Here is a 26,207-nt window from a genome sequence, read left to right as displayed (position 1 = left end):
CATCAGGACCGTTACGCGGGGCCCAGTTCGATTACATTGTGGGACAGGTCGAGACAATCTTCGCAGTCCCGGCAAACCCAGTGCAGCATCGGCCCGACCGGATCTGGATGGTCGCTGAACGTTGTCAGCGCCGCGTCGTACTGAGCATCGGACGTGCTCGAGCGCAGTATCCGCTCGAGATTAGACTCGATGCTGTCCAGGCTGCATTCACCGATGCCGGACTTGAACACCGTCACACCGCCTGACGGGTTGACCGCGAAGAAGAAAAACGCCTTCGTGTCGACCATGTGCGACAGGATTGTCCTGGCGATGAAGTTGCTCGGATTGATCAGCGCATTGAAGATGCGGTAGCCGTAAAACTCTAAGCCGAAGTGTACGACCTCGAAGTCGTCGGTGCCGCGTATCGAGTGGCCAAAGTTGAAACCGCTGCGTGTTACGTCGTTCGGAATGTCATCCACCGGCCGCAGTGCCAGGCAAGCATAGTGCGTCTGGCCCTCGGCCACGAGTCCCATCGCAAAGCAGGGCGCGCGCTCGGCCAGCAAGGCCTCGACAAAATTCCGGTTCATGCGGAGCGTTGGCAGCATCGGGCATCCTTCATCGTGAATCAAATCAACATTTGCCGACCTGGCTGTGCGGTGCGTCGACGTCGAACATCAAAGGCTATACATCGTCGAGCTCGAACAGCGCGCGATCGGCGGGCCGCGACAGATAATCGTCCATCATCGCGCGGAAATCGGCTTCATCCCACTCGCCGCGATCGACACGCCGCAGCAACGCCTCGCCGGCCAGCATGATCTTTCGCTCGCGATCCGCGCGCGTTTGCTTGACCTGCTGGCGCTGCGCCTTAGCTGCCGCTTTGCGGGCTGTTTTCAGCTCCTGCAGCTTTTCGTCTGTCGCATCGAGACGACGTTTCAGCATGTTCATTCTGGCGTCCTGTTCGAAGAAGCGGTTTGCGCGGGAAACCGGCGCGCCGGCGTGCGCCGGTTCGTTACATTCGCGCCGTACTGTCGCGCCCAGGTGCGTACCGAGGGAGCGATATCGACTAACGTCGGCGGCATGTTCGGCAACACATCCATCGTCCAGCCACCCAGCCGCTTTGGCGCAATATACGCCGGTCGCCAGCTGCCGTCGGCCAGGATATCGATCACGAACAGCGACGTGCCGACGCTCAGTCGCCAGGTGTTGACCACGGCTGGGGGTAAAGGATTACCTGGTTGTGGCATCGTATTCCACCGTAACAGGAATAAGGGATTCCAAGCCAGAACCGCCGAAAATTCGATCACTCCAATTCGAGCCCTGCAATGAGCGCGTCCAGGTCGATTTTGTTGTCGCTTTGAAAAGTGTAGTGCCCGTTCAAAAGGATATGCCGCCAGGCTGCCGGTGATATCTGCGTAAGCCGCGCCAGCGCCTTGGCGTTGCCACTGGCCTCCCATTTCGTCAGTAGATGCGACAGAATCGCCGAGTTGTAAAAAATGATGACGTTGGCGATCAGCCGGGCGCACTGGTTGCTGATCTCGATTTCGATGTCGGTGCGGCCGGTCAATTCCTTCTTGCCGCCGACCTGGGCGATGGTCGAACGAAGCTGATGGTAAGACTCGAGGCGGTTTTGGGAGCGATGCACGTTTCGCTCGAGCTGCGGGTCGCGCAGGTAACGCAACGTGTAGATGGTACGAATGAGCTTATCGAACTCAAAAATCGCGCGACGTGTCGGGTTTTCCTGCGAGTACGTACATAGTTTGCGGATCAGCGAGCCCTGCGTGATCTCTTTGAGGCCCAGCGTGGCGACGATCTGATCGATATTTGTCTTCTCACTGGTGATGAGCTGCCGATCGATTTGTCCGATCGGCTGAATCAGGCATTTCTCGTACAGCGCCGGGTCGTCGATACAATACAATTCCTGCAACTGGTCATCGAGGTTTGTGAAGCGAGGCTCGAAGCGCAACCCGAACCAATACAGGATAGCGAAGTTGGCTTTGTTGATGCTGTGCATGTCGCCGGTGATCGCAGTCGGCACTATATCCGACGTGTTGCGATACCAGATGTCGAACACGTGATGCGCCTCGTACTCGTGCGCGCCGATTAGGTAGCCGTTCAACGGGACATGATTGCACAGCAGCGTGTAGGCGACGACGCCTTTGCCTCGTCCGAAGTATTTGCGCGAGTAACGCGCCTTCACGGTCGGTCGCTCGACGCCGAATTTCTGCCCATCGACGGCGCTGTACAGCGCATCGAGATCGAACGAGTAGTACGGGAAGATCGGCAGCGCGGCGATGGCGTTGCTGATGCAGTCGTTGGCCGCATGCAGCGTCGCCTGACGCAGATACTGCTGGTAGGTGCTATCCAGAACGTGGTACGGAATGTCGCTGGTGCGCGCCATGACATGGTTGCCATGGTTCATTGCCTGAGCGATGATAACCGCCATCAGGCTATCGGCGTCCGCTACCTTCTTCGCGTAGCGCGGCTGCAATGGCGTCAGCGCCGACAGGAACTGGCACTGGCCGTTGACGAAGCGGAACACGTCGGCAACATCGCAGAATGGCAGTTGCTCGTAGAATGCCTGCTCACGCACCTTCTGGTTCTCGGTTTTCGGTTTGCGCCAAATCAGCTTCTGCGTATCCTTGTCGTATTCCAGGTGCGTAAGCTTGCCCTGTTTCAGCTCTCGGTTGAAGGCCAGCCATTGTGCATGCAACTCGGCCGCTAACGCATCGAGTTGGGCATCGATTGGCTGCTGCAGGAACGGGATCTCCATCTGCGCCAGCGCGTCGGCCTTCTCGTTCATCGAAACAAGCTCGTCGGAGAAGTGACGATGTTGCAGACTGTCGTCGAGATAGATCTCTCCCGACTGGAAGCGCTTCCGGATCTGGCGGTACAACCAGAATTCGTAGCGATCGGCGTGCAAACCGGTCGGCTGACCATCAGCGCCGAAGATCAGCAGGTACGGTCGCAGGCGCTTCGGCAGCGTGGCCGCGGGACATTCGGCGAGCGGTCGTTGTGACAGGCGCTGCTGTTTGGCGAAGGCCCCCTTGACCCAAGCCAGCGCCGCGAGCCACGGGTTGTCTGGGGAGGTGCCGACGAAGTCGAGCTCGACGTACAAGGGGCGCAGGTGACGGCGAATACGTTTGGCTAGGCCGTCCACCGCCAACCAGTGTAGTGCCAGTTGACTCAGCGGCTTGACCGTCATGCGTTGCGCCGTGTTTTGTAGCACATCTTTGGCCATGATTTTATAGGCGCGCTGACGCACCTCGCCGAACGGCGTCGGATCGGCTACGCTGTCGTCCACATAGAGCGACAACAGGCGGCCGATCTGCGGCGTTTCCCGATGGCGTTTTACTTGCTCGGCGATGAGTGACTGTTTCGCGCCCGCGCTGCTTTCTTCCTCGAGCTGCTTCATGTGGAAGGCCATCGCATCGACCAGGTTGTCGGTGAGCTGTCGGAAGCGCACCCAGGCGTAACACAGCAGGTAGAGCTGCGCCTGATCCGCCTTCAGGTTGCGCAGGTCGTGGACGGTATAGAAGTTCGCCAGGCTTGCGTAGTACAGCACGTTCTGCTGCGAGATATCCAGCCGGGGCAGCAGCGTCCTGGCGATTTCGTGCAACGGCTGCAGCGTGCCGCGCTTTTCGCGTTCGCGGACCATCTGACGCCAGCCGAAATTCTTGGCATCCTGTTTCAGCGCCGCCAGTTTCGACAGAGTATCATCGCGCACCAGAAGTTGGTCTAGCGCGGTTTGGGTCAATTCGTCCAATACGCCGGTGAGCAGGTCGCCCAGCCGCCGACGTTCGACGGACAGGGCTTCGCTGACTAGCTCTTGCAAGGTCGTGTAGCCGGGCCGGATCATCTTGTGCTCATTGAGCCACACGATGAGCTCGGCGGCGACGAATCCCGGTGTCACGTCGCGACGTACGATCTGCGCGGCCTGCTGCATGAGTTGCGGCAGGAAGGCGGCCACCCACGGTCGATAGCCGTACAGTTCAGCGATCTGTTCGCGCTGGGCGTAGTACTCGTGCCGGGTGATCGGCTTGCGTTCGAACGGCTCGCCGTGGAAATAGCGGCTCAACACGAAATCGTAATCGTCCTCAACCTCGTCCCAATCGAAGCGGAAGAAGGCGTGCTTGGACTTGAAGTAGCCAATCTGCAAGATGCAATAGACCTGCGCGGGTATGGAGGGCCGGCTACTGGCGAGCGCCAGTTCGGATTCGGTCAATGCCAGGTATTCCAGCCGCTGCGCATCGTCGAAATCAGGCAGGCCATACAGGGCTTCCTGTTCGGCGTCGGAAAAGACGCTGAGCAGCTTATTCTTGTTGATCATCGACCATCCTCTCCACGCAACGTCAGATCCTTCAATTTTGTGATATCACGACATGGGGTACGACAGAAATATTGAACTCCCGCATTCTACAGAGATAAGCTTTATTATCTCTGTGGCATTGTTTCCATATTAAACTCGATGACATGAAAACGCGCCCCACGAGCCCGTCCGCCGCCGACATCCCGACCGACTTTCCTGATGCTGATGCACTGGCAGCGCTGCGTGCCTGGTACGAGGGCGCATCCTCGCGTGAGGCGGCACACCGGTACATGCAAGATCGGCTCAGCCACAGCCAGTCAGCCCGCGGCGTCATCGGCCAGATCCGCCGGCAACTGGCACTTTATGCCCGTAACCGACAGCGGGCAGATCTGGCCACGCTGTTCGAATGCCCGGCCCAAAAGCGTATGCATCATGCGCGCGCCACCACGCAGGCTGTCGAGCTACTGCGCATCATGCCTGCGCCAGCTCCGCAGATCGGCGACGACATTGCGCACTGGCTGCCGAATCGCGCTGCCCGCACCCTGCACGCGGCCGGCATCCGGACCCTGGCCGATCTCACGGTACGGATTCCGCGTCGCCGGCAGTGGTGGACCGTCATTCCGGGTCTCGGGCCGGCCAGTGCAAGAAGGATCGAGGCCTTCTTTGCCGCGTACCCGGCGCTCACGGAGCGGGCCCGCGCACTGATCATCGCGGATCGGCAGTCAGTCGTGACGCCTTGGGAGCAACTACGGCTACCGCACGAGATCGACGGATCCGCCGGCGCCTTCCGCGCACCGGTGTCGGCCTGCATCCTCGGCGTCGACAACGATTACGACGCTATCCAGGCATGGCTCGCGTTGCACGAATCCCCGGCCACGCAGCGGGCCTACCGCAAGGAAGCCGAACGGCTGATTCTCTGGGGCATCGTTGCTCGCGGCAAGGCGCTGTCTTCGCTGACCACCCGGGATGCCACCGACTACAGGGCGTTTCTGCGCAGACCTACACCGCGAGAACGCTGGGTCGGGCCACCGCGGCCGCGCACATCAACGGACTGGCGCCCGTTTGTCGACAACCTCTCGGCCCGTTCGATTGCGCATGCGCTTGCCGTGCTCAGCGCCATGTTCCGCTGGCTGGTCGAGCAGCGCTACGTCGTGGCCAACCCATTCTCCGGCATCAAGGTACGCGGCAGCAAGCGCGCCATGGCTCTTGAAACCTCGCACGCTTTCACCGAAGGAGAATGGATGCTGACGCGCACCATCGCCAACGGGCTCGAGTGGTCGTACGGCTGGCAGGCGCCCGCTGCGCAACGGTTGCGGTTCATGCTGGATTTCGGCTACGCAACGGGACTGCGGATCAGCGAACTGGCTGACGCCACACTGCGCAGCATCGAAGTCGACGCAGCCGGTGATCACTGGCTGCACGTGGTCGGCAAGGGCGGCAAGCCAGCCCGCGTTACCCTGACACCCCTAGCGCGCACAGCGCTGGACCGATATCTGCAGGAGCGGGGGCTTCCTGTCAGCCGTGCTCACTGGAATCCGACCACGTCCCTGATTGGCAGCCTTGACGACGCCGATGCCGGCATCAAGCCCTTGCGGCTGTGGGAAGTCATGCGCCGGTTTTTTCGGCTCGTCGCGCAGATTATCAAGAACGACCATCCGGTGCTGGCTGAAAAGCTGCATCGGGCCTCTCCGCACTGGATGCGGCACACCCATGCGACCCACGCGATCGCCAGAGGGGTTGAGCTGAGCGCCGTACGAGATAACCTGCGTCACGCGTCGATTTCGACCACGTCGATTTACTTGCATACCGACGATGTAAAGCGGGCACGGCAGTTCGGGCAGGCATTTACCGACTGAGTTACTCGCTCGGCACGTCAGGCAACAAACCGATTGACGTTCACAATGTGGAATGACGGAATTTTCTGGGGTTCCGGCGTAGAACCCCGTATTCCTCCGCGCGCGACGCGCCGTGCAAGAACGAGAAATCGGAGGCCACTTCGAGTTCCGCGTAGGCGGGCAGGGCGCCGAAATTGCCGGCGTTCATGACGGATCAACCGAACAGGCCGTGCAGGAAGAAGCGCGCTTCGCTCTCGTCGCTGGCCGTCGGCCGCTCCTTGTAGATCCAGTAGCAGATGCCGTTGTCGTCCTCGGCGACGAAGTAGTCGCGCGTCACGGTCTGCCCATCCTGCCAGCCGCCTTCGATGCGCTCGCCGGGCGATACCATGCGCAGCGGCGTGCCGTAGAACGGCCGATGCTGGCGCGTGAGCAGCGGCACCGGCTTGGCAAGCAGCCAGGCCGGGCGCGGCAGATCCGCCGGCAGCGGCGATGGCTTCGGCGCGTCGCGCATCGGCACCCATCGGGCGGCCGGCTCCGGACGGTAGTCGGCCATGGGAGCCGGGACGAGCACGTTCTCGGCACCGAGCCGCGCAGTCAGCAGCTCAAGCAGCCGCGCGTGATCCTGCGGTGTACCGCCGGGCTCCGGAAACAGGGAATCGCTCGGCGCGGCCGCTTCCTGCACGCTGCGGGCGACCAGGCGCACCGCAATCACGGGCCCGGCGAGCTCGACGTGGCCGAGCCGTTCCTTGACGAGCCGTGTCAGGTGTTCCTCGAAGCGGGTAGGGGCGCCCAACGCGATCTCAATCTCGGTCGGCGCGATCGCATCCCGCCCGCGCTCGTGCTCGAGGAGCAACGCGAACGCCGCGACGTCCAGCTGCTTCGCGGTAAGCCAGCCCGTCAGCTGCAGGATCAGCCGGCGTGCGACGAACAGCAGCGCCTCGGCGTGCTCGACGCGGTCCATCAGCTCGACGCGCGTGTCGAACGACGGCGGCATTTCGAGCCAGTCGTAGGCGGCCGGCGCGGTGCCGGCGACCTGGTCGAGCCAGTCGAGCAACTGCGTGCCGCACCGCTTCTTCAGCCCGGCGCGCGGCAAGCGCTGCAGATCGGCGAGCGTTTCGCAGCCGAGATCCTCGAACCAGTTCGCATAGCGCCGGGCGTCCGGCGCCACGACGAGCGGCACGCGCGCGAGTGCGCGGCGCAGCGATCGCGCAGACAACGCGAGGCCGCCGCGAAGGCCGCGGGCGACCATCCACGCGGCCGGACCCGACGACGCGACGGATATCGCCGCGGTGACACCGAACGAGGCGACGACGTCGCGCACGCGCTGGCGCAGCGCGCGGATGCCGTGGAAGAGGCGCAGGCTCGCCGTCACGTCGAGCACCACGACGGCTTCCTCCGCGTCGACGACGCTCGGTGTGAACTGCAGGAGCGCATAAGCAACCCCGAGCACGAGCTCGCGCTCGCGCGCGGCGTCGCGCTCGCGGATCTGCGCGTCCGGCGCGAGCGACAGCACGCCACCTCGGCGCATGCCGGCGACCACGCCGAGCGCACGCGCGGCGCGATCGAGCGCCACGACGCGGCCGCCCTCGAGCACGACGAGCCCGCGCGCATCGTCAGGCGACGGCGCCGGCGATCGCGGCCGGAACACTTCGAGGTTGAGGTGCGGCAGATGCACGCCGATCCACACGGGCATGGCGGTTCAACAGAATGGGGGAGGGTGACAAGGGGACGAACAGCGGCATGTCGCGTGCCGGTCCGCGGCGCTTCACGAACGTGACGTCGATGCCGTCACGCTTGGGCGCCAGCGCAAGCCGCAAAGGTGCCGGAGACGCGTCGCGCGCGGCGGCCGCCGGCCGGAACAGGTAGAACAGGGCTTGGCCGCTCTGCGCGGCCAGGTTGAGCCGCCGCAATGCGTCCGCACGGACGTGCGGCTGCCAAAGCAACACGGCAGCGCATGTGCCGGCACGCAGCGCCTGTTCCGCAGCCCACAGCGCGTCGGCCGTGCGCGGTGCCGGCAGCGTCACGAACCCGGACGGGTCAATGCCCCAGTACGCGAGCGCCAGCGGTTGCAAAGCGTGCGGCGGCTGGATCAGCACGACCGGCTTGCCGGCCGCGCGCGCGAGCACCGGCGCCAGCAGCCGAAGCTCGCCGATGCCAGGTTGCGGCGCGAGCAGTTCGATGAGCGCGCCGGCCGGCCAGCCGCCGCCTGGAAGTTCGGCCGTCAGTTCCGGATGGCCGGTGTCAACGCCGCGCGCACTCGAGCGCGCCAGCTGGCTGGCACGCCAAAGGGCCGGGTGGATGACTTCAGGATGGGCGAGGGCGTGGTGCATGGGGTCAGTTTCACAAACACTGTATGTTTATACAGTATATGCTAGAGATTGCCGCCCCTCCAACCCCCCCGTCGTTTACGCCGCCAACTGATGCTCGTAGTAGGGCCGCTCGCGATCGGCGAGTATTTCGCGGAGCTGCGCGCGGCGGGACGGATCCGGAGCGAGCCAAGCGTCCACGTTCGACGACTTGATGGGGACGATGCACCTATCGTGGCCAGCTGCCGCCACTTCCGGCGGTGGGTCGTCGGTGATCGCCGCAAACGACCACAAGTCGTCGGCGCCAGGGATCTCGGTGCGCGTCCACAGGCAGGCGACCTGCATGTGTTGCGGCGGTGTCGGATCGAAGCGAAGCACGACGTTCTGGCCGTCGCGCTTCACGTTTTCGAAAAACGTGTCGACGAGCACGAGGCCATGCGTGAAGCCGAAAACCTTCCGCCAGGCGGTACTGAGCGAGTCGACCCGAGCGTTATAGCTTCCATTCTTTTGCTTCTCGTCCGCCTCGGTCCAGCCTGGAATACGGCATCGATACCGCATCGGCACGATCAGGCGCTTGCCGTCGAGCTCGATCACCACGGGCGCATACCACCCGGGGAAGATCCGCGAATCACGCTCCTGCAGGTCCTGCCGGCGAAGGTCGTCGAGCCCGCGCGTTGCCGCCTCGATCTTGTCCGTGGCGATCCGGACGTCCTCGCTGGCCTTCTTCGTGACCTTCTCGGTCAGCTTCTTCTCGGCGGCCGCCAGCCGCGTGCGCTGCTCGAACAGATCTGTCTCAAGCTTGCGGGTTCGATGCGTCCGATATTCGGCGATCGCAGCCGAGATCCCGTCGTCGGCCGAGCCGGAGAATGCTGCATCGACCGCCTTCGGGATCTTGATGTCGGCGCCGGACGCGCGCGCGAAGAAGATGCGCCTGAACGTCTCGACGTCCATATCGGCGCCATAGCGTCGGACGTATTCCCGGTAGTTGGCTTGGATTTTGGCCGAGTAGCACATTGCTGTCTCCTCATGGGCAACGGTTCAGCTAGAGCCTACCCCACGTTTCGATAATTGCCGACGAGCAGAACTTGAGAGACGCTGGTCGGTGCAGACATGTGACCTGGTCTTTCGCGAGCCTTGCTCGAACGCGCACGAAAACGGATTCACGAAAACGTCACAACCCAACAGCATTTTGCTCCGCACAGCGAAAGAACCCAAAGTGTCGGATACTGCACGCACCTATGCGCGTCACCCCCGACTCAACGACACGAATCTTTTTCAAGCCTGCCCTAAAGTTGCCGACTTCTTGCGCCGATATACGGATTGCATGTTGTGCGGCTAGGCTCTTCTGAGCAAGCGTGCTGCACCATTGCAGCGATGAGCATGTGATTTGCTTATGTTGTTTAGTTTGAATAGCTAATCAAATAAGGGCGTTAGATGACTGGCTTCGGGGTTGAGGATTTTTTTTTGCTGCGCACTGGGAAGGCGTGTCCCGTATGGACGCTGACCGATGACAGTAACGTCATCGGCTTCGGTGAGAGCCAGGGCGTGATAAGTATTGCAGCGGAGTTGGATCGAGACCAGGCAGCACAGGTGCGTGCCTTCGGTAACGACGTGACGAAAACGAGCTGCAGGATCACGATTTCCGGAGAGCCGCTGGCTTTCTACCTGGTGGGGAAGAGGATCACGGATCGAATTTGGCGAGGGATCGCCTCAGTCGATCCGATCTTCGTGCCGAACGTATCGATGGTCTCCTCGTGGGAAGAGCGAGCGGCCAGCAATGTCGTGAAGTTCCCAGTACGTCGTGCTGGTTAGAGGGTGATCTCGGTTTGGCAATGTAGGTGGTTACAAGCTGTGGGTGTGCAATGAGTGAGAAGACCATTTTTGCGGGGCTCAAGAATCACTTTGGGACCCCGACGCCAATTTGGCGATATTCCAATCATGACCATGTACTGACACTGTCTGCGACCGGTGACGAGCTGGACGGGCCAGCGATCCCCATTCACATGACGGGTCGTGAGGCTGAACGGATTCGAGGGTTGACTGGCGCAACGTCGATGGTGACGCTGAACCTCCCAATTTACGGCGAGCACGTCGACCTGTATCTGGTCGGGAAGAGGATTCGTGCCGACGAGTGGGCGGGGATTGCAGCTTCGCTTTGGGATCCCGAGTCGGTCGCCAGTATCACGATGCGCGCAATGGCGTTTTCGGAGGGGCTGGTATCCGAGACCAACGCAATCCTCGTGGTCCTGGACAAGCGCGGCACGATCCATCGATTCAACCGGCGGGCAGAGGAGTACACCGGATATCGAGAAGAGGACGTGATTGGCGAGAATGCACAAGAGCTCTTCATGTCCGGAGCTGCCGCCAACGAGTCGCGAACCAACATCTCGCGTTTCTTTGAGCAGGGCAGCATCCACGACGTCCGGAGGTTGATCAATACGGTCGGTGGGGCGCGTCCGTTCTTGTTTCGAAATCGATTTGTCCCGTCCGTGCAAAGCGGCGAGCCGGAGTTCATCCTTTGCTCGGGCGCAGAACTTATCGATGAGATCGGGGCCGGCGTGCCAGATGATGCCGGTGCCGAGGCAGCTGTGGCCAACGGTGCCTACTTGCGCGCGCTGACGGCCAGGATAGTCGATTGGGCTGCTCTCGCGAATGGGGCGTCGACGTTGTTGGCTTCGATGGAGGATGGCGCCATCGATCCGAGGATTGTGTTGCAGGCGCAACGGTTAGCTGCTCGCGCGGTTCAAGACGCGTACGAGTTGCATGACGCGATCAGCACCGGATTCTCGGCGGAAGTGCGAGCGGCACCTCGTTAATTCGTGGTGGTGTTCAGTCGGCTTGGTCGATGGGGGCATCTGGCGATGGTAGCGTTGGTGGCTCCATGCCTCTCGTGCGGGACTTATATCCGTGGATCTGTCGTGCCGCGACCAAGCCGGCCGCGAAGTGGCGCACTGCCTCGAGCTCGCGCTCGGTGAGGTCGCTGAGCCAGTCGGGTATGGGTGCCGCACCTTCCATGGGGCCTTTACCCATCGCGAGCCACTCGGGCCTCACGCCATAGAGCAAGGCGAGCGCGACCGTGAAGGCCGAGCCCGTGCCCTTCGTCTCCAATGCCCCCAGGTTGCTTTGCGATATGCCTACGCGCGCTTCGACTTGCTTCTGCGAGAGGCCCTTTCTGCGCCTGGCAGCCAGAAGGCGCTCTCCGAACGGGGTCCGGCCCTGGCCCTGATTAGAATTGTCCATGCGCGTAAGATAGCCTATCGAAATACCTTAATTATGGTTGTTATTCAACCGTAATTGGTGTATTTTATGACTATTGTTGAGCGATCTGTAATCAAGGTTCTAGATCGTTGACACGACCGCTTCAGGCGGCACGGATGACACTCCCCTGCGCACCGAAAGTGCGGGATTTCCCGCAGAGATTTGTTGTTTCCAGGTCGAATCGTTGTTGCTATGTCTGATGAATCGGCGTAGGATAAAAGTTATAAACTTTCCGAAAAGTTTGTATACTTTACAACGAGTAGCGATCTTCGAACGGAGTCATGGCGATACTTTCCCTTTTACGCCTCAGAAGGAAGAGGGGAAGGATGCCAGGCATATCACTGCAAGAACTGGCTTTCGCATACCGAACAGGGGAGAAATGTGAAATCTGGGTTGTTGAGATCGTCGAAGAGGGCCGCCCACTGTGGATAGTTCAGGTTTTCCTCTTCGAGCAAGAGAAGCTGTTCACCCTCCAAGGTCAGCGCGGCAAGCAACGCACATGGCGCGACTTTGATCGAGTGATGGGCGTGCTGAAAGAAACGTGTCCGCAGTTGTCCGAAATAAAAGTGAAATTTGCTGCCGGGCCGGAATCGGCTCAAAACGGCGGACTGCAGGGAGAAGAAGGGAAGTAAGGCAGGAAGAGGTAGTAGCGGTCGGCAAGGGTGCGTCAACACCCTTGCCGACCTGACCAGGTTACTTGCGATCCACCCACGGGGCTTTAGCGAGCTTCCGAGATGAGGAATAACCATGGCTATCGGTATTGTACGCGATCGGTCGCGTACTGCCATCCTTTGGGGCTGCGTGCTTGCCCTGAATTCGTTACAGGTAGTAACGGCGCGCGCCGATTGCATCGACGCGGCCGCAGCCTACCAGCATCTGAATCCGCATCTCGTTCGGGCGATTGCATCGGTCGAGTCGGGATTCAATCCCTCCGCGCGCAACGTCAATCGCAACGGGTCCGAAGACATCGGGCTCATGCAGATCAACACGAGCTGGCTGCCGACACTCGCCCGCTATGGCATCGATCGGGCGGCGCTACTCGACGCCTGCACTAACGCCTACGTTGGCGCCTGGATCCTCGCGCAGAATTTCGCGACCTACGGCGTAAGCTGGAACGGCGTCGGTGCATACAATGCCCGGACACCGAGCCTGCGTGCGCGTTACGCATTGCGCGTCTATCGACGTCTGCCGCGCGAAGCATTCACGAGCGCCGCTCAAATCGCCCCGCTGCCTGTTCAGACCGCGGAGGCCGAATGACTCTGTCCTTCTTCCCGCGCGTGTTCGCCTTCGGCATCACCGCAATCGTCCTGAGCGGCTGCGCTGGTAGCAATACCGCTTCTGCAGATTGGTTGCCGGTGTCTCGCCAAACGACCGGCCGCTACGTCCGCGTGTGCCCCTTGCCGCTGCAGACTGCACAGTCCGCGAAGGCGTCGAGCGGCAACGCTGCCTCTGCAGCCACCGCACCGGCCGGCCCTGGCTTCGAGCTCCGTACGTCAGATCAGACGCTGGAGACGGCCTTGACGCGATGGACGACTGACGCAGGCGCTACGTTGCGCTGGCAGACCGCTATCAAGGTGCCGGTGCCGGGCAACAGCCGAGTGGCGGGTGATTTGCCGACCGCAATGAAATCCATCCTCAACGCTCTGACCGAGGCCGGGTACCCGTTGACGATTCTCGGGACGCCTGACGGCAAGACGTGGATCGTTGCGGACGCATCCGATTTGTCGGCGGCGATCGCACCCGCACCCGCAGTCGCACAGGCCGCGAAGGGAGCCAGCAATGCGCAAGTTCGGTGATCTGATGGGAGCCGCCACGTGCCTGGCGTGCGCATTGTGCGTCGACGCTGTCCATGCGGACGAGTTGCCGACGCCGGCACTTGCGTCCAACGGCGTGCATCTCGTTCCCTATCTGCCGCGTTATACGACTGCCGAAGTGGTACCGGCACCCGCAGCGAGCCCGATCGCACCCGCCGACTCGTTGTCGCCGGCGGAAGCCGTTCTCACGCCCGCTGTTCCCGAACCGGTACCGCTGCCAACGCCGGCTACACCTCAGTTCAAGCTTGTCGGCGGCGAATCGATCGAAACGCAACTGCGTGGATGGGCAACGTCGGCCGGCTGGAAGTTGGTGTGGAACGTCGAGCCAGACTGGATCGTGCCCAACGATCAAGCCTACGACGGTGACTTCAAGGCGGCTGCCACCAGAGCAATCAAGGACCTTGCTGCGAACGGCGCGAATGTCGTCGCAGACGGCTACCCCGACAACCGGACCTTCATCGTGCATGAAGGAGGGAGCGACTGATGCGGCTCACTTGTATTAGCGCTGCAGTATTGACTGCTTGCCTGCTGTCAGCATGCGCGATTCGCGATGTTCGAAACGATCAGAACGCGGTGGTCGATGCGACCCGCGCGCATCTCGATCGCGCGACGGAAGCGCGGCCGGTGGTTCGCATGCACGAAGGTCCCTGGCTGATGGGCGAACAGATTGTCGCCAGGAAACCGCAGGCGACGCTTCTCGACAAGCGCGTGTCGTATCGCTATCCAGCTGGCACGCTCGCCGAGGTTGCGCAGTGGATCACGCGGACCACGGGCATCCCGACGCGTATCGATTCGTCCGTCAATGATTTCCCGGTAGGCAACTCGCTAAAGGTTAGCGCACCCTCGGCGGGCGTCCAGCCGCCGCTGCCGCCGGGATTCCCAGGGGCAACAGGTCCGCTCCAGGCGGTGCCGATCACGTCGAACGCAGCGCCGACGCTTGCGGCGGCACGAACCGGCCAGATGCTTACGTACGATGGCGATCTCGGCGGCTTCCTCGAGGTACAGAACAATCGCTTCAACGTTTGGTCGCGTACGCAAGATGGCGTGATCACCTTTTTCCGGACCGAGAGCCGCGTATTCCCGCTGCCAAGCCTTACCGAGGCGGCGTCGATGGGCGGCCAGATTTCGACTGGCTCGGGTAGCAACTCATCGAGCGGCACGGGGTCGTCCACCGGTTCGACGAGCTCGAACGGTTCGAGCGGCTCGACCGGAAGTGACAGCGGGCAGCAGCTGTCGCAGTCCGCTACCATCGATCCGTGGAAGAACCTGCAGCAGACAGCCGAGGCGATCTCGAATGGCGGGAAGGTCGTAGCTGACCTGAACCTTGGCATGCTCACGGTGACCGGGACACCGCCTCAATGTGACCGCGTTGAGGCTTTCTTCAAGAGCCTCAATGCGTCGTTCCTCAAGCGCATCGCAATCGACGCGCGCGTGTACGTGGTCCGGAAATCCCGCGAAGATAATCTCGGGCTCAGCCTCGCGCTCGCGTACAAGAACGCAACGGGCCATACGAGCGCTGGTATCACTGGCGTGGCGCCTCCTACGGTGTCCGGCAGTGCGTCTCCTGCATCGTTCGGCGCGAACATTCTCACGGGTCCCCTCGCGGGCACCAAGGGCGCGCTCCAGGTGCTGTCGGCACTGGGTGATGTGACCGAGGTCCTGTCGCGCGCGGGGATTACGCAAAATGGCAAGCTGCTTTCGCTCCAGGATGCACGCAAACAGCGCTTCACGCCGTCGACACAGAGCACGCTCGCTTCGAACGTTGGTTCGACCACGTCGCAGCAAAGTGAAACGCTCACGACAGGCTTTACGGCCGGGTTCGTGCCGAAGTTGACCAACGGCATGATCGTGATGAACTTCAATATCACCTTGTCGCAACTGGTGGAGATGCAGCTCTTCCCGCCCGGGTGCTCAGGGCTGAATTGCGTGCAGCATCCGATCACGCAGGACACGCAGCTGCTGCAAAGCGTGCCGCTCAAGCCGGGCGAAACGCTCGTGCTGACCGGCATGCAGGACCAGACGCTGACCACCCGCGCAAATGGCGCCGGCTCGCCTTGGGTTCCGATCCTTGGCGGCGGTGCAGACGCGCAACGAAACGACACGTTCATCGCGGTCGTCATCAGCGCGCGTCTGCTGTGAGGGAGAACGATATGAATCGCAACCTCACCACAATCGTAAGCCGGCTTGCCGCCGGCGCCGGTGCGCTTCTCCTCGCGCTGCATGGACATGCTGCAGCACTGCAAGCGCCTGGCGTCGCGACTGCCTCGCAACCGGCTTCCGCTGTAGCGCCGGCCTCGGCGTCAACCGACAGCGACACCTTGGCACTGGCCCGTGCACGCATTCCGCTCTTGCAGGCGGAACGGGAAATCACCGCGCTCGAGAAAGAAATCGCGCAGAACCGGCAAGCAGCGGATGACGCAAAGCGTCCGAAGCTCCTCGGTGGCGCTGGTGGCCCCACGGCGGCTGGCATTCCGATGGGGGAACTGCCGCCGGTGGCTCGACGTAGCGCGGACGTTGCGCTGGTCGGCGTCGGTTCGTACGACGGCCGAAATACGGCGACGCTCGTGATCAACAACGTCACACACGATGTAAAGGTCGGCGACGCGCTCGAGAACGGGTGGACCGTTGCCCGCATCGCGCGGGATGGCGTACAGCTTGCGCAGGGTCGGCAAACCCGCTGGGTGAAGTTCTGATGGTAGCGATCGTTTCCTTACCGGACACGTCGGGCCGCTTCGCGCTCGGGTTGACATGGGAGCACGAGCCGGTGCGTCCGAAGTCGACCGCGCTGCGCGAACGCGCTCGGCGGCTCGGTCGGTACGGCCTCGTTCGCCAAACGTCGACGGGCGTGTTCCAGGCCGGATACGGTGCGTTGCCGCCCGGTACGCGGTGGCCGTCGCGTATCCACGCGCTCGCGAGCCGTGTCGCCGAGCACCATGCGTCGCCGTGGCTTGGCGTATATCGCCTGACGGATGATGTGTCTTGGTTAATCGCGGTACGTGATGGTGAGATCGTTCCTGGCGGGGACGTCGTCGGAAGTCACGTTGACGTCGATGCTGCACGCGATGCACTGCGGGCGCAGGACGGCTGGCGCGACTATGACGGCACTGCGGCTGACTTAGCCGAAATGGTTGGCCTGACCATTCCGGAGCGTGGCCTGACGGATCTGCAGGCGACGGTGCCACTCGCAGTGTGGCTCGGTGCCGCAGTAGTCGCGTGCGGTGCCATGGGAATCGCTGGCGTTGTGATCTGGCAGCAACGAGAGGACGCAGCGGAACGCCTGATCACGATTACGAAGCAACGGGCGCAAGCTGCGGCTCGGCGCGCGCAACGCGAGGCAGAACTCGCGAACCCGCCGTGGACAAGGCTGCCGGCCCCCTCGACCGTGTTCGCGGAATGTGCAGCAGCATGGCGAGGACAGGATCTTTCGCGCGGCGGATGGACCCTGACTGCTTGGCGGTGTGCTCCGACGGGCGACGCGCTCACGACGACGTCCGACTGGACCCGCGAGGGTGGCACGGCGCTGGGCGCACCAGGTGCGTTGACCACCCCTGACCATTCAACCGAGATCAAGACGCAGCCGGCAAACCTGCCAGTGTCGATGTCGGAAGCCGCCCTTGACGAGGCTGGTCGCCGTGCCGTCTGGGCGTTGGTTCAGACCGACTCGCTCTCCCTGGAATTGCCCGAGCCCGCGCGGCCGGCACCGGCGAGCGCCGCGCAAGAGGCATTACCCTGGCGCACGCGGTCTGCGGTCTTCACGTTGCCTGCCGCACCGTGGACTTTGTACGCAGCCGGCTTCGATGCAGTGCCTGGTCTGCGTGTCGATGGAATCTCGTACGACTTGGGAAAGGCCCAGTGGACGGTGCAAGGAGCGCTCTACACGCGTACGAGCACGCCGCGTCAGGCCGACTCCAACAAGCAACCCACATCGTTGCCGGTGCCGGCGGGAGCGCGCGCGTGAAGCCCTTTGCAACGACCCTCAAATTGCTCGACCCGACGACATCGGGGGCAGGTCGCATGTCGGTCGCGCCCGCAGCAGCGCCCGCAGAGCTCACGGTTCCGGAGCACTTGCTCTCGCACGTGGTGTGTGCCGGGGGTGAAGGTGGTTCATTGACGCTCTATGTCGACCAGCGCAGCAAGAGCGCTGCTGCGTTCCAGACCTGGCTGCAACGGCTCGACGAGTCGGCGATCACGTACTCGGTGACGTCTGTTACGGCGGCTGAGCTGGAGCGCCATCGTCGCCAGCACGCGACCACTGCCAGTGACGACCTATCGCTCGCGATGCAGCAAGAGGCGCGGCTACTGCTGAAGCTGGTTGATGCGGCTGGGATCAGCGATGGGCATGTGCTGCAGCGCCGGGACCATACGGAGGTTCAGGTCCGTGTCGATGGCGACCTGATGACTTCGAATCGGTTCTCGTTCCGAGCCGAGGAGGGGGCGCGCTTCGTCGGGGCAATTTACAACGGCCTCGCGAGCAACAAGCCGCCCTCGCTCGCTCCGCGGGAATTCCAGGACGCGCTCATCGACGGTCATAAGTTGGCGGGTACCGGATTGTCGACGGTCCGAATCATCCGGGGACCAGCCGAGCCGGTAAACAGCGGTGGCGGCTTTCTGATTGCCCGCTTTCAGAGCCGGCCGGGCGCCAAACGTACTATGTCGCGGGCCGAGGCAATCCATGCTCTGCAGCTCACGGTGCCGGCGATCCCAGATACCTCAATAAACGGAATCCGCTGGCGCGGTTTTCCGAAATCGCAGGTCGCCAGAATCATACGCCTCGGGCACATGCCCCACGGGCTTGTCGCTTTCACCGGCCCGGTCGGCAGTGGCAAGACCCAGGCGATGGACGATCTGCTGCAATACCTCGCCGAGCGCTATCCAGGGCGTCGTCAGGTCACGATCGAAGACCCGCCCGAGTTTGAGAAGCCGTGGGCGATCGTGCTGCCAGTGAATGGAATGACGTATCTCGAACTGCTGCACAAAACGTTGCGCATGGATCCGAACATTTTGCTGATGGCGGAAATCCGTACGGCGGCAGAAGCGGCGGCTACGCTCCAGGCAGCGCTGACAGGGCGCCTGGTGCTGACGACGTCGCACGTGACGGACCCGTTCCGATTCTTCCAGCGGCTTGAGGATCTGGATCCGCACCAGTTGGCCAAGGCTAAGACGTGCGACCACGAGCAGGTGATCGGTGTCATTGGCGTCCGTCTTGTTCCGCAGCTCTGCCCGGACTGCCGTGTGCGTCTCCTCGACACCTCGGCTCATGAGGTAGCGCCGGACGTGGTAGACGCGCTCCTGAGCTGGGGAGGCATTAGTCAAGTGCATGTCCGTGGTGCTGGCTGCCCGACGTGCCTCGGTCGGGGCGTGACGGGGCGACAGGTGATCGCCGAAGTTGTCGAGACTGACGAGCTGCTGATGGCCGATGTTCGGAACCGCCCGATCGCTGAGGTTAAGCGAGCTCATCACGCGCGTCCGGACTCCGACTATTCGATGTTGGCCTACGCCGTTGCTCACGTCCTGGCCGGGCGGGTCGACCCGACAGACGCGCACGCGCATATTGCACTGAGGCCGCGTCGCGACGAGCGACTGCCGAGCATCGAGGAGCTGATGTCATGATCGGTAAGTCGTTCTCCTTTCCGTGGTCTGCACGGCGGCGCATTGCGCAGCGCGTGCATAGCTTGCCGTGGAAACTGCGTGCGCGGTTCTACGAGGACGCGATCCACCAGATGCCGCAAGGCGACTCGCCCTTCGAGATCTTCCGGGATCTTCAGCAAAGCCTGCTACGTCGGAAAAAGCGGACGGACGCGCAACGGGTCCACCGCGCAATGCGGACGATTGAAGACGGCGAGTCGCTAGTGCGTGCGCTCGGCGCCGATGTGGGCACCGTCGAGCGAAGCATTCTGGAGATTGGCGAGCAGAAGAACAGCGGCGGCCTTGCAGCCGCAATGCAGCAGATTCTCGATGAGCGCGCACGCGTCACGCGGATTCAATCGGCCGCCTGGGGCGCGGTGTTCGAACCGTTGGTTTGCGTTGGCGCGATGCAGTCGTTCTTTTATGTGCTGGGCACGGAAGTGATGCCGGCAATTGAAAGCCTGGTCCCGCGCACGCACTGGAACACGCTGACACATTTGCTGGACTGGTTTGGCTGGCTCGGAACGGGTGCAGGCCCGATCGTTACAGCGGTTGGCGCGATTGCGGCCGGAGTGGCTGCCACCCGCGCCTTGCCTGTGTGGACCGGTCGAGGCCGTCAATGGGTGGAGCGCCATCTCTTTGTCTTCAGGTACTACAGGGAATTGCAAGGCACCACGTGGCTCCTGGGGTTTGTCGCGCAAGTGAAGGCCGGTGTTCCGCAGGCAAACGCACTTGCGCAGCAAATTCGCCACGCTTCGCCGTGGCTTGCCTCGCGGTTGCGGCCTGTCTACCGCTCGCTCATCGAAGGCGAGCGACTCGGCGACGCGCTTCGCAAATCGAAGTTGGACTTTCCGTCGCCGGACTTGATTGAGCGGATTGGTCGACTCGACGGTGGAGAGGGTGGCGTTGAGAGGATGGAGCTGCTGGCAACGGAGCACGCGGCAAAGCTGGAAAAGCGACTGCGGACACTGGTCACGATCCTCGGCTATGCCTCGCTGGGGCTGATGCTGTCGGTAATGGGACTGGTGCAGATCGCTAGCAACGGGCTGACCGAGAACATGATGAACTCGGCCGGGATGTAAGGGAAACATGCAACTCAACTGCAAGGAGAGCCGAAATGGGTGAGGTACTGGGAACGTGGTGGGGGCGAATCATGATGCTGCTCGGGATCGCCGCGGTCGTCGGCGTGATCGTGGCATCGAAGAGCGGCGGGAAGGTTTCAAACCAGGCGAGCGACATTACGCTCTTTCAAGGCGAAGCGCGACAGCAACTCGGTAACACGCCGAACGGCTACACGAACTGCACGACGGCCAACACAGCCGCATTGATCACCGCCGGAATTGTGCCGCCAGGCATGGTGCGGGCGGGGGCACTCACGAATCGGTGGGGCGGTGCAGTGACCCTCGCGCCGGTCAACAACGGTGCTCAGTGTTCGGTGACGCTCGCTGGTATCACCGATACAAAGGAGTGCAGCAAGCTCGCGACGACGCTGCAGGACTACGACTCGCTGGTTATCGGCACGACGACGTTCACGAAGGATGCGTTGCCCGATGGTGTGTCGGCTGGCGCAGCCTGCAAGGGCAACACGTCACTCCAGATCACGTTCTCATAAAGCCATGTTCGCAACTCGCGACTCCGCTATGTCAACCGTTCGTGCCGACATCGAGATTGGCCACGAAGGCGTGCTCGCCGATCTCGAGTTCTCGGACCTGTACCTCGAGGCGACGGGACGTGCTTGGTACAAGACTTGGGCACTTGATCCGCTGCGCCACGAAATCACTGGGTCGGCCCTTGAGGGGGTGACGCGTCTTCGGCAGCACATCGAGGCGAGTGTTTCGAAACGTGAGTTTCGGATCAAGTGGGATGGTGTTGGCATGCGCGGCGCGTTGTTCGAAACACAGGCGGGTGAAATGTACGTGCTCCGCCGAAATTTGCCGCACGCCTTGCCGTTTCACACGCTCGGCTACGGTCAACGCGTTGAAAGCGCATTGCTGGCCCCCGCGATCCGGACGGGCGGGCTCGTATTGTTCACGGGGGGCGCGAGTAGCGGCAAGACCGTGGGTCTGACGGCTTGGACCGTTGCGATGATGCGGACATATGGTGGTGCAGGTTACACGGTCGAGAACCCGATTGAGATCGAGCTCGAGGGGGATTACACCGGCGAGGACGGCGTAACGGGCACGTTGTATCAGAAAGAGATCGACGAAGACGAGCAGTTTGGGCATGAGATCCGTCGACGCCTGCGCGGTGGCCCGAATCTGTTGATGATCGGTGAGTTGCGCAATGCGGATGCTGTTGCACAAGCACTGTTGGCAGCGACGAGTGGCGTAGTGGTGGGCGCGAGCTATCACGCGAACGACCAGATCACGGGGTTGCAGCGGTTGTCGGGAATGGTGCGCGACGCGGGATTCGACGGCGGATTGTTCGCGAACGGTCTCGCTGCGGTTATCCATCAGCAGATGGTGCTGACCCACCGCGAGGGCGAAATCACGCGGCAACTTCGTGTGTCGCCGCTGATCCTGACCGGTTCCCGCAACGAAACCGGCATTCGCTCGCAATTGCACGGCGTTGACTTCCGACAACTGAGCACCGAGGTCGACCATCAACGACGCGTGATGGCCAACTTGTCGACAGGGGTGGCGTTCTGAGATGGGCTACGCACTGATTCCGCTGCTTGTCTTGTCGGTTGCGTTCAGCCTTACGGTCAATGCACAGCGCGAGACGCTTCGAGTGCTGGGTCCGGATAGCAGGGCCGATGCCGCGGCGGAGATGCGTGCGCTGCAGGCGGAGGTGTTTGCCGCGGCATGCGTTGCGGCGGCGCAGGCTCAAATCGGCGTCGCGAGCGACGGTATTGCAGTGGCGTGGCCTGCCGGGATGGTGGCCTTGGCAGGTGCGACATGCGCGACTCGGACGGATGGAACGGGACGACTCGTCTATGCGGGCGTGCCTACGCTGCCGGGGGTGGCCGGTGTGATGCTCGACCGATTGAACGGCAGCGCGCTGTGGTCGACCGTGAGAGTGGCCGGGACGGCGCAGCCACTCGTTGGCGGGCAGCCCACCACCGTACCGACGCTGTTCGCCGCTGGCACGTTGATCTATCAGTCGCGGGTGGCGAAATGAATGTCTGTAAGCGGGCGAAAGCGCGGCTTCAGGTTGGTGACAGGCTGCCGTTAATCGCAATGGAGTTGTTTGTGTGCGTGCCGGACGTATCCGGGCCACGGGCATAAGGGGGCATCGTGCAGGCAGTTCTCGGAACGTGGTACGGCGCGCTGATGTGGCTCGTGATGGCGGGCAGTTTGACAGTCTGGCTGCAGCACTCGGCCACGGCCATCAAGGTCGCAGGCGCGGGCAACCAGGCACAGGTCGTGGCGAGTGCGATGGGTCGTTACGTGAAGGACCACGGCGCCGATCTGGCGGCAACCGCGACGGCAGCGCAACCGGTGACCGTGTCGATGAATGATTTGCAGGCTGGCGGGTATCTGGTGGCGGGCGTGTCGTCGACAAATGTGTATCGGCAGCAGTGGTTCGCGCAGGTGCTTCAACCGCAACCGGGTCAACTGCAGACGATGCTTTTCTCGTCGGGCGGGGTAGCGATTCCGGCGCGAGATGTGGCGACGGTAGCAGCGCAGTCGAGTGGTCGCGGCAACCTGGGGGGCTTTGTTCCGTATCCCAACCAGGCCGGGGACGCAACGCTGCAGCCGACGATCGCCGTAGGGGCGGGCGGTTCGTTTCGCCAAAGTCTGGTGAGCTATGCGAATCCTGGCAGCGGCCACCTCGCGATGCTGGTTGGGGTCGCTGACGCTCCGAGCGACAACGGCTTCCTGTATCGCGTCCCGATGCCGAATCGACCGGAACTCAACAACATGCAGACGGATTTGGGATTGACGGACACGCAAGGCGTCGCGCACGACATCAACGGTGTGAACACCGCGAACGCGAACACGTTCAGGCTTGCGAACGGCGCGGGAATGAAGGGCGATCAAGGAGGCGCGATCGAACTGGGGGACATGGCTGGGAATAATCCGGGGCAAGCGCCCTATATCGATTTCCACCTCGGCGGGCAGGGCGCGCAAGACTTTAATGCGCGATTCCAAAACAACGCGGATGGAAATATCCGTGTATCAGGGGCGAAAGGTAACGGGTCGCTCGACGTTGAAGGCACGCTTCAAGCCGGAAATATCGCCACGCCGGGCACCTACTGCCCGACGAACGGAAAGATAGCCGGCAATGCAGACGGGTCAGGGCAAATCTTGTCATGCCAGTTCCACACTTGGATGCCGATCGGTGGCCGCTGGCTGCGGTACGGCTACTACACGGTTTACGACGCGTGGTGGGTACCGCAGCCGACCTGCCCGAACGGTGGGTCAATGCAGATTCAGGTGACACCGCAAAACTTCGTGGTGAACGACACCACCGCGGTGAATACGGGACCGGCGACATGGACAGGTAACGGGTGGCAGGTCCACCTGACTGACGGAAACGGGAACGGGATTCCAGGTGCGCAGGGAATTGCCGCGACCTACTGCTCATATTGAGGGCGAGAGCGATGACGAAGGGCTTGGGAGGGGTTGGTGTGCTGGTGGCGATCGTGTTTGCATCACCGGTCCATGCAGCGCCGGCGCGATGCTCGTCGGGGTATCAGGACAACACGTGTCTGACACCGATCTGGCATGACCGCGTTGCACCGCCGATGTGTCCGCCCGGCTACACACAGACGTCGGCGCCGCGGTGGGTGGGCTCGAGATGGACGAATCCCGGCTGCCAGCCGCCGCCGCCGCCGCCAGTAACGCAGCCGCCGGCGACGACGTGCTCGGATCAGGGGGTCATGGGGATGTTGATCGCGTGGGCGCAGTACTACGGCTCGAACTGGTACGCCGAGGGCACGGTCACCGCGACCCGCCACGTATGCACGGATGGATCACAGACGTGGTCCACGTTGGTCGGGAGTGCCGGACTTCTGCTTCAGGGACCCACGAAGGCTTGGCACGTGCCGGGCGTAGTGGGGCCGTCCGGAATGCCGGTGTTCGCGGCGGACATTATTTGTTATGGACCGTCGCATGCATTCAACGGGGAGAACGGTCCGCAAGGCGATCAGGTGCCGTCTCCCCCGTATGCAACTTCGCCTACCGCATACGGTGTCGTGAGTGACGGAAGCCAGTGCGGAAACAATACGTATGTGCCTTGAATTGTTGTTTGAGTGAGCTGGTGGAACTTTGAAGTGCAACCGTAGTGCGTGAAAAACCATTTATAACGGGAAGATAAGAATCATGATGATCAAGCATTCGAAGGGCCGTTTTGCTGCTGTTGTGGTTGCCGCGATGCTCGCCGCCTGTGGCGGTGGTGGCGACGGTGGTAGCGCGTCGACGGGGACGTCGAATCCGGGGGCTGGTAACGGCGCGGGTTCGGGGTCGACGAACGGTGGATCGGCGTCGGCCGCGTTGCCGCCGCAGACTTCGGTACCGAACCCGACGTACGGGGCGGCGTCGGCGGAAGCCCAGGCATTCGCCACCCTCAACGCGTATCGCCAGGCACTGGGCGTCGGATTGCTGCGGCAGGATGCGGTCCTCGACATCGCTGCACTCGCGCATGCGAAGTACGAGCTGACGAACCTCGGGAGCGGCGCAATCTCCGGACTGGCGCACGACGAGAGCTCATCGCTGCCCGGCTTTACCGGCAGCTGGCCGCTGCAGCGTGCACAAGCGGCTGGGGCACCGAAGAACCAGTGGGTGGGCGAAAACATCGGTAGCGCGTTTGCAGCGACCCCGCCCGGTACGCCGGGCGCAGACTGCGTCAACCAGCTGCTCGCGACGGTGTATCACCTGCAGGGCGTCACTTCGAATACGGAATCGGTCGGCGTCGGCGTGGCCTCGACGACGCCGACAGCAACGACGCCGGGCGTGGGCTCAGTATGCGTGTTCGATTTGGGCACGTCGACGGGCGTCGCGCGCAATCCCGATCCGAACAATCCGACCGACGTGAATGCTTCCCCTGCATCGGGCGGGCAGCAATTCGCGACCAACCTGGTTGTCAGCTCGCCGTATGACGGCGAAACGGGCGTCTCGACGACGATGGTTACGGAGACGCCGAACCCTGCGCCGGACCTGAGCGCACCGGGGCGACCGATCATGGTGCGGGTCAATGCTGCAACCGGCAATACGCTGACCGTCTCGAGCTTTCAACTGGTCGACTCGACGGGCGGCGCTGTCGCAGCGCGGATCCTTGTTCCGCAATCGGCTGTTGCCGGATCGACCGCGAAGGTGACAGCCGATTCGAACAACATCCTGTTCGCGGGCGTCGCGTTCTTGCTGCCGCTCTCGCCGCTCAAGCCGAACACGACGTACACCGTGACGTTCTCTGGCGCCCGAGACGGTGTTGCGGTTTCGGTGACGCGGACCTTTACTACCGGCGCAAAGTAAGCACGGGAGCCTGCGATGACCCGGCACGTTTTCATCGACAACTCGAACCTGTTCATTGGGGCGCAGCGGGCGGCCGGGGCGTACGAGCCGGCGGCCGCACCGCTCGCCGTGCGGCTCGCGTACGCGAACCTGTTCGTACTGTTGCATGGCGACGAGCCGGTCGGCACCCGCGTGATGATCGGCTCGGGCCCGCCGAATTTGAGGGCGGCCTGGGACGGCGCGCGCGCATTCGGGTACGACACTGACCTGTTCATCGCGCCGAACGCTAGGCCGCGCGAGCGTGGTGTCGATGAACTGGTTCAGCTCAAGATCGCAAATGCGCTGCTTGACCACCCGGCCCCGCAGACGTTGGTGCTCGTGACCGGGGACGGCAACGCGAGTGAGTTCGGGACAAGCTTCATCGAGCAGATCGCGCGTGCGCTCCGGCTTGGGTGGCGAGTCGAGTTGTGGTCGTGGAGGGAGCAACTGTCGTCACGGCTGGTGGACCAGGCAGACCTGTCCACCGGCCGGATGACGATTCGCCTTCTTGACCCGCATTACCGAGCGATCACACGCGTGAAGTCGGGGCAATTCATTGTCGGCGGCAAGATGGTTCGGCAGTACGCACGAGAGGCGGAGCGGCTGCCGCTAGACATGCTGGAATCGACGGTCTAACCGGCCGCGTGGTG

General features: G+C 62.5%; 27 protein-coding genes. 18 read left to right on the top strand and 9 right to left on the bottom strand.

Translation table 11 applies throughout. The features are described 5' to 3' along the window. Positions 1-11 precede the first annotated feature (11 nt). The 4 genes from CFB47_RS39650 to CFB47_RS39640 all read right to left on the bottom strand — a co-directional run bounded on the left by CFB47_RS39650 (position 12) and on the right by CFB47_RS39640 (position 4,306). Positions 12-584: a hypothetical protein gene (locus CFB47_RS39650; protein WP_007180433.1), complete on the bottom strand. Its 573-nt coding sequence runs from the start codon at positions 582-584 to the stop codon at positions 12-14. Positions 585-660: 76 nt separating this feature from the next. Further along, positions 661-924 carry a hypothetical protein gene (locus CFB47_RS41540; RefSeq protein WP_007180432.1) on the bottom strand — a complete coding sequence of 88 codons (264 nt, stop codon included), beginning with the start codon at positions 922-924 and terminating at the stop codon, positions 661-663. Continuing rightward, positions 921-1,283, bottom strand: a complete 363-nt coding sequence (locus CFB47_RS41535; protein ID WP_156903410.1) for a hypothetical protein — start codon at positions 1,281-1,283, stop codon at positions 921-923. Before CFB47_RS41535 ends, CFB47_RS41540 begins: the two co-directional genes overlap by 4 nt. Then, entirely contained in the window at positions 1,280-4,306 is a 3,027-nt protein-coding gene (locus tag CFB47_RS39640; RefSeq protein ID WP_007181927.1) for a Tn3 family transposase, read from the bottom strand. The genes CFB47_RS41535 and CFB47_RS39640 overlap by 4 nt, the downstream gene beginning before the upstream one ends. A gap of 143 nt (positions 4,307-4,449) precedes the next feature. Between CFB47_RS39640 and CFB47_RS39635 the strand changes: the two genes are divergently transcribed. Further along, positions 4,450-6,141 carry a site-specific integrase gene (locus CFB47_RS39635; protein ID WP_007180429.1) on the top strand — a complete coding sequence of 564 codons (1,692 nt, stop codon included), beginning with the start codon at positions 4,450-4,452 and terminating at the stop codon, positions 6,139-6,141. 40 nt (positions 6,142-6,181) lie between these two features. On the opposite strand, the gene CFB47_RS41530 is transcribed toward CFB47_RS39635, so the two are convergent. The 4 genes from CFB47_RS41530 to CFB47_RS39620 all read right to left on the bottom strand — a co-directional run bounded on the left by CFB47_RS41530 (position 6,182) and on the right by CFB47_RS39620 (position 9,440). Beyond that, a complete protein-coding gene (locus tag CFB47_RS41530; protein WP_160311301.1) occupies positions 6,182-6,328 on the bottom strand; it encodes a hypothetical protein in 147 nt (48 codons plus the stop codon). A 6-nt stretch (positions 6,329-6,334) separates the two neighbouring features. After that, positions 6,335-7,813, bottom strand: coding sequence for a DNA polymerase Y family protein (locus CFB47_RS39630; protein WP_046544104.1), 1,479 nt, complete (start codon positions 7,811-7,813; stop codon positions 6,335-6,337). Beyond that, positions 7,734-8,450: a translesion DNA synthesis-associated protein ImuA gene (gene imuA / locus CFB47_RS39625; protein ID WP_089464388.1), complete on the bottom strand. Its 717-nt coding sequence runs from the start codon at positions 8,448-8,450 to the stop codon at positions 7,734-7,736. The genes CFB47_RS39630 and imuA overlap by 80 nt, the downstream gene beginning before the upstream one ends. Before the next feature lie 75 nt (positions 8,451-8,525). After that, positions 8,526-9,440 (bottom strand): SOS response-associated peptidase family protein, encoded by a 915-nt coding sequence (locus CFB47_RS39620; protein WP_089464387.1) that lies wholly within the window; start codon positions 9,438-9,440, stop codon positions 8,526-8,528. Between the two features lie 420 nt (positions 9,441-9,860). Here CFB47_RS39620 and CFB47_RS39615 point away from each other — a divergent pair, with 420 nt between their 5' ends. Further along, positions 9,861-10,238: a hypothetical protein gene (locus tag CFB47_RS39615; protein ID WP_089464386.1), complete on the top strand. Its 378-nt coding sequence runs from the start codon at positions 9,861-9,863 to the stop codon at positions 10,236-10,238. A gap of 50 nt (positions 10,239-10,288) precedes the next feature. Beyond that, positions 10,289-11,242: a PAS domain S-box protein gene (locus CFB47_RS39610; protein ID WP_089464385.1), complete on the top strand. Its 954-nt coding sequence runs from the start codon at positions 10,289-10,291 to the stop codon at positions 11,240-11,242. A 13-nt stretch (positions 11,243-11,255) separates the two neighbouring features. Here the strand turns inward: CFB47_RS39610 and CFB47_RS39605 are convergent, their stop codons facing one another. Further along, positions 11,256-11,666 carry a helix-turn-helix transcriptional regulator gene (locus tag CFB47_RS39605; protein WP_089464384.1) on the bottom strand — a complete coding sequence of 137 codons (411 nt, stop codon included), beginning with the start codon at positions 11,664-11,666 and terminating at the stop codon, positions 11,256-11,258. Between the two features lie 299 nt (positions 11,667-11,965). Here CFB47_RS39605 and CFB47_RS41020 point away from each other — a divergent pair, with 299 nt between their 5' ends. From CFB47_RS41020 to CFB47_RS39535, 15 genes are all read left to right on the top strand, one after another. Next, a complete protein-coding gene (locus CFB47_RS41020; RefSeq protein ID WP_143330931.1) occupies positions 11,966-12,316 on the top strand; it encodes a hypothetical protein in 351 nt (116 codons plus the stop codon). A gap of 115 nt (positions 12,317-12,431) precedes the next feature. Next, complete coding sequence (locus tag CFB47_RS39600) at positions 12,432-12,941, top strand: lytic transglycosylase domain-containing protein (protein ID WP_089464383.1); 510 nt, start codon at positions 12,432-12,434, stop codon at positions 12,939-12,941. Continuing rightward, entirely contained in the window at positions 12,938-13,480 is a 543-nt protein-coding gene (locus tag CFB47_RS39595; protein ID WP_089464382.1) for a TcpQ domain-containing protein, read from the top strand. Before CFB47_RS39600 ends, CFB47_RS39595 begins: the two co-directional genes overlap by 4 nt. Beyond that, on the top strand, positions 13,464-13,982 hold the full coding sequence (locus CFB47_RS39590; protein WP_174990731.1) for a toxin co-regulated pilus biosynthesis Q family protein: 519 nt from the start codon (positions 13,464-13,466) through the stop codon (positions 13,980-13,982). The genes CFB47_RS39595 and CFB47_RS39590 overlap by 17 nt, the downstream gene beginning before the upstream one ends. Further along, a complete protein-coding gene (locus tag CFB47_RS39585) occupies positions 13,982-15,637 on the top strand; it encodes a hypothetical protein (protein ID WP_089464381.1) in 1,656 nt (551 codons plus the stop codon). Before CFB47_RS39590 ends, CFB47_RS39585 begins: the two co-directional genes overlap by 1 nt. An 11-nt stretch (positions 15,638-15,648) precedes the next feature. Continuing rightward, complete coding sequence (locus tag CFB47_RS39580; RefSeq protein ID WP_143330930.1) at positions 15,649-16,191, top strand: hypothetical protein; 543 nt, start codon at positions 15,649-15,651, stop codon at positions 16,189-16,191. Next, positions 16,191-17,456 (top strand): type 4b pilus protein PilO2, encoded by a 1,266-nt coding sequence (gene pilO2 / locus CFB47_RS39575; RefSeq protein ID WP_089464379.1) that lies wholly within the window; start codon positions 16,191-16,193, stop codon positions 17,454-17,456. Before CFB47_RS39580 ends, pilO2 begins: the two co-directional genes overlap by 1 nt. Further along, complete coding sequence (locus tag CFB47_RS39570; protein ID WP_143330929.1) at positions 17,453-19,108, top strand: ATPase, T2SS/T4P/T4SS family; 1,656 nt, start codon at positions 17,453-17,455, stop codon at positions 19,106-19,108. The genes pilO2 and CFB47_RS39570 overlap by 4 nt, the downstream gene beginning before the upstream one ends. Next, positions 19,105-20,205, top strand: coding sequence for a type II secretion system F family protein (locus tag CFB47_RS39565; RefSeq protein WP_089464377.1), 1,101 nt, complete (start codon positions 19,105-19,107; stop codon positions 20,203-20,205). The genes CFB47_RS39570 and CFB47_RS39565 overlap by 4 nt, the downstream gene beginning before the upstream one ends. 35 nt (positions 20,206-20,240) lie before the next feature. Next, positions 20,241-20,735, top strand: a complete 495-nt coding sequence (locus tag CFB47_RS39560; RefSeq protein ID WP_089464376.1) for a type 4 pilus major pilin — start codon at positions 20,241-20,243, stop codon at positions 20,733-20,735. 28 nt (positions 20,736-20,763) lie between these two features. Beyond that, on the top strand, positions 20,764-21,771 hold the full coding sequence (locus CFB47_RS39555) for an ATPase, T2SS/T4P/T4SS family (RefSeq protein ID WP_174990732.1): 1,008 nt from the start codon (positions 20,764-20,766) through the stop codon (positions 21,769-21,771). 1 nt (position 21,772) lies between these two features. Continuing rightward, on the top strand, positions 21,773-22,243 hold the full coding sequence (locus CFB47_RS39550; protein WP_089464374.1) for a hypothetical protein: 471 nt from the start codon (positions 21,773-21,775) through the stop codon (positions 22,241-22,243). A 116-nt stretch (positions 22,244-22,359) separates the two neighbouring features. After that, a complete protein-coding gene (pilV, locus tag CFB47_RS39545) occupies positions 22,360-23,658 on the top strand; it encodes a shufflon system plasmid conjugative transfer pilus tip adhesin PilV (RefSeq protein ID WP_143330928.1) in 1,299 nt (432 codons plus the stop codon). Positions 23,659-24,390: 732 nt separating this feature from the next. Then, on the top strand, positions 24,391-25,539 hold the full coding sequence (locus tag CFB47_RS39540; protein ID WP_089464372.1) for a CAP domain-containing protein: 1,149 nt from the start codon (positions 24,391-24,393) through the stop codon (positions 25,537-25,539). A gap of 15 nt (positions 25,540-25,554) precedes the next feature. Beyond that, positions 25,555-26,193: an NYN domain-containing protein gene (locus CFB47_RS39535; protein WP_089464371.1), complete on the top strand. Its 639-nt coding sequence runs from the start codon at positions 25,555-25,557 to the stop codon at positions 26,191-26,193. The last annotated feature ends 14 nt before the right edge of the window (positions 26,194-26,207 follow it).

Source organism: Burkholderia sp. AU27893 (assembly GCF_002223205.1).
In the GTDB taxonomy this organism is placed as follows: domain Bacteria; phylum Pseudomonadota; class Gammaproteobacteria; order Burkholderiales; family Burkholderiaceae; genus Burkholderia.
This window is presented reverse-complemented; position numbering and strand designations above follow the sequence as displayed.